The following is an 8,334-nucleotide window of genomic DNA, read 5'->3' on the forward strand; positions in this document are numbered from 1 at the left end:
CGTCGGGGCCGACCGGAGTACAACCAGCCGAGCGGTGAGTTTCGCGCCCGGACGAAGTCGGGCAATCACAACGCCTGGCGGGCGGAGCACGAGCATGGGCCACACCCCACCCCGCAGGAGCCGGGCCGGGCCACACCCCACGCAGGAGCCGGGCGCGGCGGGCCACCCAGGAGCAGACAGGATCAGCCGCGCCGACGCCCCATCGCGATGTCCACCAGCGCGGCAACCAACGCCAGCAGGATCACCCCTGCGGCCAGCAGCAGCGCGTGCCGGAAGGCGGTGGCCCAGTCCCCGTGGGTGCTCGCCAGCGAGGAGAAGAACAGCGCCCCTACCGCGGCGATCCCGGCGGCCGATCCGATCCGCTGGCCGGTCTGGAGCATCCCGGCCGCGCTGCCCGCCTGCGGCACCGGCACCTCTGAAAGGGTGAGGGTCTGGTTCGGGGTGATGACCAGGCCGCTGCCCAGCCCGGCCGCCAGTAGCGGCAGCGCGGTCAGCAGCGGTACGGAGTGGTGCGGGGAGTTGCGCAGCACGATCACCACCGCCAGGAGGCCGAGCAGCACGATGACCAGCCCGATGCCGACCAGCGGGCGGCCGTAGCGGTTGACGATCCGGCCGCCGAGCGTGGAGGCCAGCGCGGAGCCGAGGGCGAAGGGCGTGATCGCCAGGCCGGCGACCAGGGCGCTGTATCCGAGGCCGATCTGCAGGTACAGCGTGAAGATGAAGAAGACGGCGGTGAACCCGCCGAAGTAGGCCAGCGCGATCAGCGCGCCGAGGGTGTACGAGCGCAGCCCGAACAGCCGCAGGTCGAACAGGGGTGTCTGGCGATGGGCGTACCGGCGTTCCCAGAGGCCGAAGCCGACCAGGACCGCCAGGCCGGCCGGGATGAGGGCCCACTTCCACGCGCCGTGCCACTGCTCGCGTTGCACCAGCGGCAGCAGCAGGAGCACCACCCCGACGCCGAGCAGTAGGACGCCGAACGGGTCCAGTCGGTGTCGGTCGGGCTGCCCGGTGGGTCGGGCGGGCACCAGCCGCCAGCCGAGCACCACCGCGACGGCGCCCACCGGCACGTTGACGAAGAACACCCAGCGCCAGCCGTGCTCCTCACCGCCGAGTTGGATGAGCAGCCCGCCGAGCAGCGGGCCGACCGCGGTGGAGATGCCGATGGTCGCGCCGAGCAGGCCGAACGCCCGGCCCCGCTCGGCGCCCCTGAACAGTTGCTGGATCAGGCCGATCACCTGGGGGTTGACCACTCCGGCGGCGACACCCTGGAGCAGCCGGGCGGCGATCAGCCAGGCGGGTGAGGTGGCCAGGCCGGCGAGGGCGCTGGTGAGCGCGAAGAGGGCGACGCCCACCACGAAGGCGGTGCGTCGCCCGCGCGCGTCGCCGAACCGGCCGGCGGGTACCAGCATCAGGCCGAACGTCAGCGCGTACCCGGAGAGCACCCACTGCAGGTCGCTCGGGGTCGCGTGCAGCGCCCGGTCGATCGACGGGACGGCCACGTTGACGATGCTGACGTCCAGCAGGGTCATGAACGTCGCGACCAGCCCCACGCCGAGGGCCTGCCAGCGCCGTCGGCCACCCGCCTCCGTCACGGCGGCCTGCCTGTCATTCACGATCGACCGCTACCCGGTGTTTTGAAGGGCAAACCGGTCATGCCATCTGGCGGGCGCACCACCGCGGTCCGAAGTCCAGCCCGGCCATGGGCGAGTCCTCCCGGTGCAGCAGGTCCTTCTCGGTGAGCAGGTGCAACGGCCCGTGCACCTCCTCCACCTGCATCCCCGCTTCCTGGGCGATCAGGTCCGGGTACGGCACCTGGCCGCGCGCCTCCAGCGTCGCGACCGCGTCGTAAACCCGTACCTCGGTTTCCGACAGACGTACCTGCTGCATGGTGACCTCCTTGCCGTGACCCGCCCGTCCGGCGGGCGGTCTGGGTACCGCGGCTTACCCGCCGGGTGACCGACAATGCCCATCCGATCGGGCGGTCGTGAGCGGCCGGTCCGACCGGGTTGCCCTAGGGTGGATCCCGTGATCACCTGGGATCTGGTTGTCGTCGGCGCCGGCCCCGCCGGGCTCTCCGCCGCCCACGCCGCCGCCGGTGCGGGCGTGCGCACGCTGGTGCTGGACCGGGCCGTCCACCCCCGCTACAAGACCTGCGGCGGCGGCCTGATCGGCACCTCGCTGACCGCGGTCGCCGGCCGCATCGAGGTGCCCGCGCATGACCGGGTCGACCGGGTGACCTTCACCCGGGACGGGCGACGCGCCTTCACCCGCCGGCACCGCACCCCGCTGGTGGCCATGGTCCGCCGGGACGAGTTCGACGACCGGCTACGCGCCGCCGCGGTCGCCGCCGGGGCCGAGCTGCGCGAGGGCGTCGCCGTCCGCGGCTTCGACCAGGACCCCGACGGGGTACGCGTACGCCTGGCCGACGGGGAGACCGTGCGCGCCCGGACGATGGTCGGGGCGGACGGCTCCTCCGGGGTCAGCTCCCGGCACGTGGGTGTCCGCTTCCGGCAGGTGGACCTGGGGCTGGAGCGGGAGCTGCCGGTCCCGCCGGCCGAGCAGCGGCGCTGGCGCGGCCGGCTGCTGCTCGACTGGGGCGATGTCCCCGGCTCCTACGCCTGGGTGTTCCCCAAGGGGTCGAGCCTGACGGTGGGGGTGATCGCGGCCCGGGGCGAGGGGGAGCGGACCCGCGAGTACCTGCGCCGCTTCGTCGACCGGCTGGGGCTGTCCGGGGTGGAGGCCGAGCACGACTCCGGGCACCTGACCCGGTGCCGGGCCGAGGATTCGCCGCTGCGCCACGGCCGGGTGCTGGTCGCCGGCGACGCGGCCGGCCTGCTGGAGCCGTGGAGTCGGGAGGGGATCAGCTACGCGTTGCGTTCCGGGGCGCTCGCGGGTGCCGCGGTCGCCGCCGGTGACCTGGACCGCTACGAGCGGAACGTACGCGATCAGCTGGTCCCGTCGATGCGGGCCGGGCATCGCCTGCTGGAGGTGTTCGAACGCCGGCCCGATGTGTTCCACGCCCTGCTGGCCACGCCGGCCGGCTGGGGGATGTTCGTCCGGTTCTGCCAGGGCCGGGCCGGCTTCGACCGGACCCTGACCCGGGCCCCGGTCCGGGTCGGCCTGGCGCTGCTGGACCGACTTCCGCCGGTGCGGCCCCGGTCACCGGCGACGCGCGCGGAGCCGGTGACTACCCTGCCCCGATGATTGATTGGGAGACCGTCCAGGACTGCGACCGCTCCTGACCGTCGGGGGCCGGTCGGTCAGGGCACGATGACGGCCCGTCCGTGGATCTCGCCCCGGCGCAGCAGGTCGTACGCCTCCGGCGCCCGCTCTAGGGGGAACGTCTGCACGTCGGCGGTGAGCAGCCCGAGCTGACCCAGGGCGATCACCTCCTGGAGTTCGGCGCGGGTGCCCCAGAACGGCACCTCGACGCTGGTCTCCAGTGGCATGGTGGGTGGCTCGTCGGCGACGGGCCGCACCGGCAGGGTGCCGCCGCCGAGGCCGACCAGGAGCAGCCGGCCGCCGGTGGACACCACCGTCCGGGCGGTGGTCAGGGTGGCGTCCACACCGACACAGTCGATCACCACGTCGGCGCCGTCCGGCGCGGGCCCGACGATCGCCCGGATCGTCTCGGCCGCCTCCGGGCCGGCCTGCACCACGTGGTGCGCCCCCATCCGGGTGGCCAGGTCCAGCGCCGCCATGCTGGTGTCGACCGCGATGATCCGTACCGCGGTGGTGGCCGCCAGGATCTGCACCGCCATGTGGCCGAGCCCGCCGATGCCGATCACCACGCACCAGGTGCCGGGCCGCAGCGCCGGGCGGGCCACCTCGACGGCGTGGTACGGGGTGAGCCCGGCGTCGGTCAGCGGCGCGGCCTGGGTCAGATCCAGGTCGCCGATGGGCAGCAGGCGGGAGGCGGGCACCACCACGTAGTCGGCCAGCCCGCCGTCACGGCTGAGGCCGATGCCGCCGAGGGGCACCCGGCGGCACTGGTTCTCCAGCCCGCGCAGGCAGGCCCGGCAGGTGCCGCAGCCGATGATCCCGTAGACCGCCGCCCGGTCCCCGGGCGACCAGCCGGTCACCCCGGCGCCGACCGTCTCGACCATGCCCGCGGTCTCGTGGCCCAGCGTCATCGGGGTGGGGAAGAAGCCGGCGGGCGCGTCGAGGATGTGCAGGTCGGAGTGGCAGGCGCCGACGGCGGCGACGGCGAGCAGCACCTCTCCCGGACCGGCCGTGGGGCTGGGTATCTCCACCTGTTCGAGCACCCCGGGAGCGGTCAGTCGTACCGCGCGCATGTCGCCTCCACCTGGTCGCCGGCGCCGACGCCGGTCGCGGCGCGCATACCCGCGCGGGCGTCGTTGATGCCAGCGTGGTGCTGGACCGGTGGCGGCACAATGCGGGCATGACCGAGCCGGAGCCCACCTCGTTCGACGACGAGGAGTACGCCTTCCTCCGCCACGTGCGCTTCGGTGAACTGCCGCCCCCGGTCCGTCCGGACGAGCGGGTGGAGCTCACCGAGACCGATCCGCGCCGGGACCGACCCGAACCGACCGCCAACGACGACCAGTGGATCCTCCGGCTCGGACCGGGCGCCGGTAGCTGACGCCGGACGGCCGGGGCTGCCGGGACGCGGACGGGCCGCGGGTGAGCACCCGCGGCCCGTCCGGTGTGTCGGTGGTACGGGTCAGAAGACCGGTACGCCCTCGCGCACCAGCTTCCAGTTCGGGACGTAGAAGTCGGCCGGGTTGATGGTCCCCTTCGCCTGCGCCCAGTCGATCAGCAGCTGGCGGATCTCCTGCTGCTGGTTGTAGACCTGGGTCTTGACGATGCCGGGGAAGTTGCCGCCGCCGCTGCGCCGGTAGTTGTTCACCGCGATGACGAACTGCGCGGTGTCGGCGACCGGGGTGTCGGTGCCCGGCAGCACCAGGCGGGTGATCCGCTGGCCGACCGGCCGGCTGATGTCGATGTCGTAGTCGACGCCGGAGATCACGTCGTAGTTGTAGTCCGGCACGCCCGGGTCGCTCATGTCCGCCGGGACGACGGGCGCACCCACCGCGAGGGTCTTGAAGTACTTCGCCGAGTACTCCAGGTAGGCCCGCAGCTCGGCGCCGCTGAGCACCACGGCCTCGAGGGTGTTGTCGAAGACGTAGAGGCCGGCCACGTCGCGGATCCGCACGTCGCCCCGCGGGAAGATCGCGGTACGGCTGAACGGCGCGGCGATCGACAGCACCGGCAGCGACGCGTACGACGTGCCGGCCAGCGCCGTGGTGACGACCTCGGTCTGGACGTGGTTGATGAAGTCCAGGATCGGAGTGTCCTTGTACCGCGACTCGACGGCGGACAGCTCCTCGCTGGACTGCGCGACGATCGTGTTGACGTAGTCGACCGTCTTGGTGTGCTGGCCGCGCACGGCCGCGAGCACCGCCGGGTCCTCGACCACGGTGTTGGTGTTGAGCATGGTCGCGCTCTTGCTGACGACCGTCCAGGTGCCGCGCACCTTCTGGACGGTGAAGTCCATCCGGGTCAGCCGCTGACCCCACTTCGACGGCTCGGCGGTCAGCACCTGCGCGCCCGTGGCGGTGTTGGTCACGAACTTCTGCACGACCTCGTTGTGCGCGTGGCCGAACAGGATCGCGTCGATGCCGGGGACCTGCTCGGCGATCAGCGTCACCGGGTTCTCGTTCGGCAGCTCCGGGCCGTAGCTGGAGGTGCCGCTGTCGCCGCCGTGCGCCGAGATGATGACCAGGTCGGCGCCGCGCTCCCGCATGATCGGCACCCACTTGGCGGCGGTCTCCACCATGCCCGGGAAGACCAGCTTGCCCTCGACGTTGCCCTTGTCCCAGATGGCCACGCCGGGGTTGGTGAGGCCGAGGATGCCGACGTTGATGGTGGGGGAGTCGTAGCCGCCCAGCGCGACCTTCTTGATCACGTACGGGAGGTAGGCCGGCTTGCCGGTGGCCTCGTTGACGGCATTCGCGGCGAGCGCGGGGAAGCCCAGCTGCTTGATCCAGGTGGCCAGCAGCGGCAGGCCGTAGTTGAACTCGTGGTTGCCCAGCGTGATCGCGTCGTAGTTCAGGACGTTCATGGCGTTGGCCATCGGGTGCGTCGCACCGGTGGTGGTGATCGGCTCCTGCTTGGCGTAGTACGTGGCCAGCGGCGTGCCCTGGATGGTGTCACCGGCGTCGAGGACCAGGGTGGCCTTGCCCTTGCGCTCGGCGCGGATCTGGTTGACGAGGGTGGCCAGCTTGGCGACGCCGACGTCGTTGTGCTTGCTGTCGTCGTACTCGGCGTCCTTGTAGTAGTCCCAGTTGTAGACGTTGCCGTGCGTGTCCGACGTGCCGAGGACCGTCAGGTCCCAGGTCTTCGGTCCCTTCGCTTCGGCGGCCCGGGCGGGGACGCCGGTGATCAGGGGGGCGGTCGCGGCGACGGCGGCGACGGCCAGCACCTGGCGGCGCGAGGCGCCGGAGGAGGAGGTCATGAGGTGCCCTTCCATGGGGGGTGGACGCGCCTCGTGGGCGCCGTTGCGCACCATAACGAGCAGCTGTCGCTGCCGCCACAGCGGCCCGCGATGTTCCACACCACCAGCGCCGCCGGCCACCTTTCCGTAACACCGGGGTCATCCGCACGGCCCATCGCCGTCGTTCTCGCCGGGCGGCGTCGGGTAGGGCAGACGGGGACCAGCCCGGACGAACTACCCCGAGGAGTCACCGGTGAGCCGCCGCAGCTGCTCGACTGCGCCACCACCGAGGCAGCAGTCCAGCTACGTCACCGGCGAGATCCTGGGCGTGACCGGCGGCCGCCTCACGAGGTGAGCACGCAGCGCCCCGCTGGCCGGCACGGCGGTCAGCGGGGCCAGGCGGCCAGCCGGCGGCGGACGTCCGCGATCCGCGCCGCGTCCAGGCCGTACCGGGTGAACCGCTGGTCCGGCACCCGGTCCAGGTAACGCCCCGCCTCCCGGACGTCGTCGTCGTCCAGCGCCGGGTCGACCTGCCGGGCCAGCTCCAGCAGCTCGGCGACCGGGTAGTGGTCCAGCGCCGCCGACACGTCGATGTAGTCGCGCACCTCGCGCCGGTTGACCAGCGCCGCGGTCTTGTTCGCCACCAGGTCGCGGACGTCCATCACCGGGCCGAAATCCATCACCACCGGGGAGCGGTACCGGTCGAGCCGGGCCAGGCTCAGCCGGATCCGCCGTGACCCGCGGGTGACCACGAAGTCCTTCATGTCCCGGTCGAAGCCCTCGAACAGCCCGCCCAGGTCGCTGTCCGGGTCGGCGTCGGCCACCTCGAACCCGGCGCGCTCCAGCGCCGTGCGCACCTCGGCGGCGGCGGCCGCCGCCGCGCCCTCCACGTCGGCGAAGAGGTCGACGTCCTCGGTGGGGCGGGTGACCAGCCCGTGCGCGGCCCAGGCCACCCCGCCGCCGAGCACGAACCGGTGCGGCCCGGCCGCCGTCAGCGCCACCCGGGCGATCTCCCGGTAGAACTCGTGCAGATGGGGGCCGCTCACGCGGTACGCAGACCCCGGTGCCGGCTCTCCCACGCCTGTCGGACGCCCCGGGGCAGGTTCAGCCGCCGCCACACCCGCCGCAGCATCCGGCCGTTGATCAGGTGCCGCAGGTCGTCGGCGCGGGTCGTCTCCCGCAGCACGTTCTCGTACATCCACAGCAGCTGGTCCGGGTCGCCCAGGTCGAACGTCCGGTCCGTGTTCCACATCAACCGCACCGGCAGTTCCACCACTCCGCGGGTGGGGCCGGCCAGCTCCGCCAGGGTGCGCGCCACCACGGCGGGACGGCCCGGGCGGGCCAGGTGGGGCGCGGTGCTGACGACGGCCTGCATGCTGTCAGGGTAACGCCGACCCCGGCCCGTGCGGCCGACCCGGTCCCGGCTTTCCGTTTCCCGCCCATTTCCGCCCGCCGCGCGGCGCGGTTGCCGGGCGGCGGCGTGTCCGTTTGCGCCGTGTTGCGGTAACCCTGCCGCCCGACACCGCCACCCGCCGCAAACGGAATCATCACCCCCCATGCCGGCTCCGTCACTCGGGGCCAGCCCGGCCAGCGGGAGCCCCAGGCGGCGGGTGGCGGCATGTGCTGGCCGTCCGCTGTGTCGAGCGGGCGGGTGACGGGTCGTCCGGTCTCGTCCCGGATCATGCCCGCTGTCCCGTGGCCGGCGGCACCCGGGCGTCGGAATGGTGGGCGGGCCGGGGTCGTTACATCACCTGGACGATCGCAGCAGCAACCCCGGCTGGTCTGGCCCGATGGCCGCCGCGGGGTGCGGGCCCCCGGGAATGGTGGTGGGCCGCCGGTCGTTACACATGGTCCCGGCGCCGCGAGCCCCCCGCTTG

Annotated in this window: 8 protein-coding genes; 2 read left to right on the forward strand and 6 right to left on the reverse strand. The window is 73.0% G+C overall.

Annotated elements, in window-relative coordinates; genetic code table 11:
• Positions 1-182: 182 nt before the first annotated feature.
• Together AB0I41_RS34130 and AB0I41_RS34135 are read right to left on the reverse strand one after the other, a co-directional pair.
• Entirely contained in the window at positions 183-1,613 is a 1,431-nt protein-coding gene (locus AB0I41_RS34130) for an MFS transporter (protein ID WP_357115293.1), read from the reverse strand.
• 37 nt (positions 1,614-1,650) lie between these two features.
• Positions 1,651-1,887 carry a hypothetical protein gene (locus AB0I41_RS34135; protein WP_357115295.1) on the reverse strand — a complete coding sequence of 79 codons (237 nt, stop codon included), beginning with the start codon at positions 1,885-1,887 and terminating at the stop codon, positions 1,651-1,653.
• Between the two features lie 138 nt (positions 1,888-2,025).
• Here AB0I41_RS34135 and AB0I41_RS34140 point away from each other — a divergent pair, with 138 nt between their 5' ends.
• Positions 2,026-3,204 carry a geranylgeranyl reductase family protein gene (locus AB0I41_RS34140; protein WP_357115297.1) on the forward strand — a complete coding sequence of 393 codons (1,179 nt, stop codon included), beginning with the start codon at positions 2,026-2,028 and terminating at the stop codon, positions 3,202-3,204.
• Between the two features lie 56 nt (positions 3,205-3,260).
• Here AB0I41_RS34140 and AB0I41_RS34145 read toward each other — a convergent pair whose 3' ends face one another.
• Positions 3,261-4,295, reverse strand: a complete 1,035-nt coding sequence (locus AB0I41_RS34145; protein WP_357115299.1) for an NAD(P)-dependent alcohol dehydrogenase — start codon at positions 4,293-4,295, stop codon at positions 3,261-3,263.
• 107 nt (positions 4,296-4,402) lie between these two features.
• Here AB0I41_RS34145 and AB0I41_RS34150 point away from each other — a divergent pair, with 107 nt between their 5' ends.
• A complete protein-coding gene (locus tag AB0I41_RS34150; protein ID WP_357115301.1) occupies positions 4,403-4,603 on the forward strand; it encodes a hypothetical protein in 201 nt (66 codons plus the stop codon).
• A gap of 81 nt (positions 4,604-4,684) precedes the next feature.
• Here the strand turns inward: AB0I41_RS34150 and AB0I41_RS34155 are convergent, their stop codons facing one another.
• The 3 genes from AB0I41_RS34155 to AB0I41_RS34165 all read right to left on the reverse strand — a co-directional run bounded on the left by AB0I41_RS34155 (position 4,685) and on the right by AB0I41_RS34165 (position 7,832).
• The gene (locus tag AB0I41_RS34155) at positions 4,685-6,478 is read right to left on the reverse strand and encodes a 5'-nucleotidase C-terminal domain-containing protein (RefSeq protein ID WP_357115303.1); all 1,794 of its coding nucleotides are present in this window, start codon (positions 6,476-6,478) and stop codon (positions 4,685-4,687) included.
• 365 nt (positions 6,479-6,843) lie between these two features.
• A complete protein-coding gene (locus AB0I41_RS34160) occupies positions 6,844-7,503 on the reverse strand; it encodes a nucleotidyl transferase AbiEii/AbiGii toxin family protein (RefSeq protein ID WP_357115305.1) in 660 nt (219 codons plus the stop codon).
• Complete coding sequence (locus tag AB0I41_RS34165) at positions 7,500-7,832, reverse strand: hypothetical protein (protein ID WP_357115307.1); 333 nt, start codon at positions 7,830-7,832, stop codon at positions 7,500-7,502. Before AB0I41_RS34165 ends, AB0I41_RS34160 begins: the two co-directional genes overlap by 4 nt.
• Between the last annotated feature and the right edge of the window lie 502 nt (positions 7,833-8,334).

It is taken from the genome of Micromonospora sp. NPDC050200, assembly GCF_040656135.1.
Lineage (GTDB): Bacteria > Actinomycetota > Actinomycetes > Mycobacteriales > Micromonosporaceae > Micromonospora.

What these genes read in the sequence shown, in the direction of transcription:
- AB0I41_RS34135 (WP_357115295.1), bottom strand. Translation starts at nt 1,887, where the DNA reads ATGCAGCAGGTACGTCTGTCGGAAACCGAGGTACGGGTTTACGACGCG.
- AB0I41_RS34145 (WP_357115299.1), bottom strand. Translation starts at nt 4,295, where the DNA reads ATGCGCGCGGTACGACTGACCGCTCCCGGGGTGCTCGAACAGGTGGAG.
- AB0I41_RS34150 (WP_357115301.1), top strand. Translation starts at nt 4,403, where the DNA reads ATGACCGAGCCGGAGCCCACCTCGTTCGACGACGAGGAGTACGCCTTC.
- AB0I41_RS34155 (WP_357115303.1), bottom strand. Translation starts at nt 6,478, where the DNA reads ATGACCTCCTCCTCCGGCGCCTCGCGCCGCCAGGTGCTGGCCGTCGCC.
- AB0I41_RS34165 (WP_357115307.1), bottom strand. Translation starts at nt 7,832, where the DNA reads ATGCAGGCCGTCGTCAGCACCGCGCCCCACCTGGCCCGCCCGGGCCGT.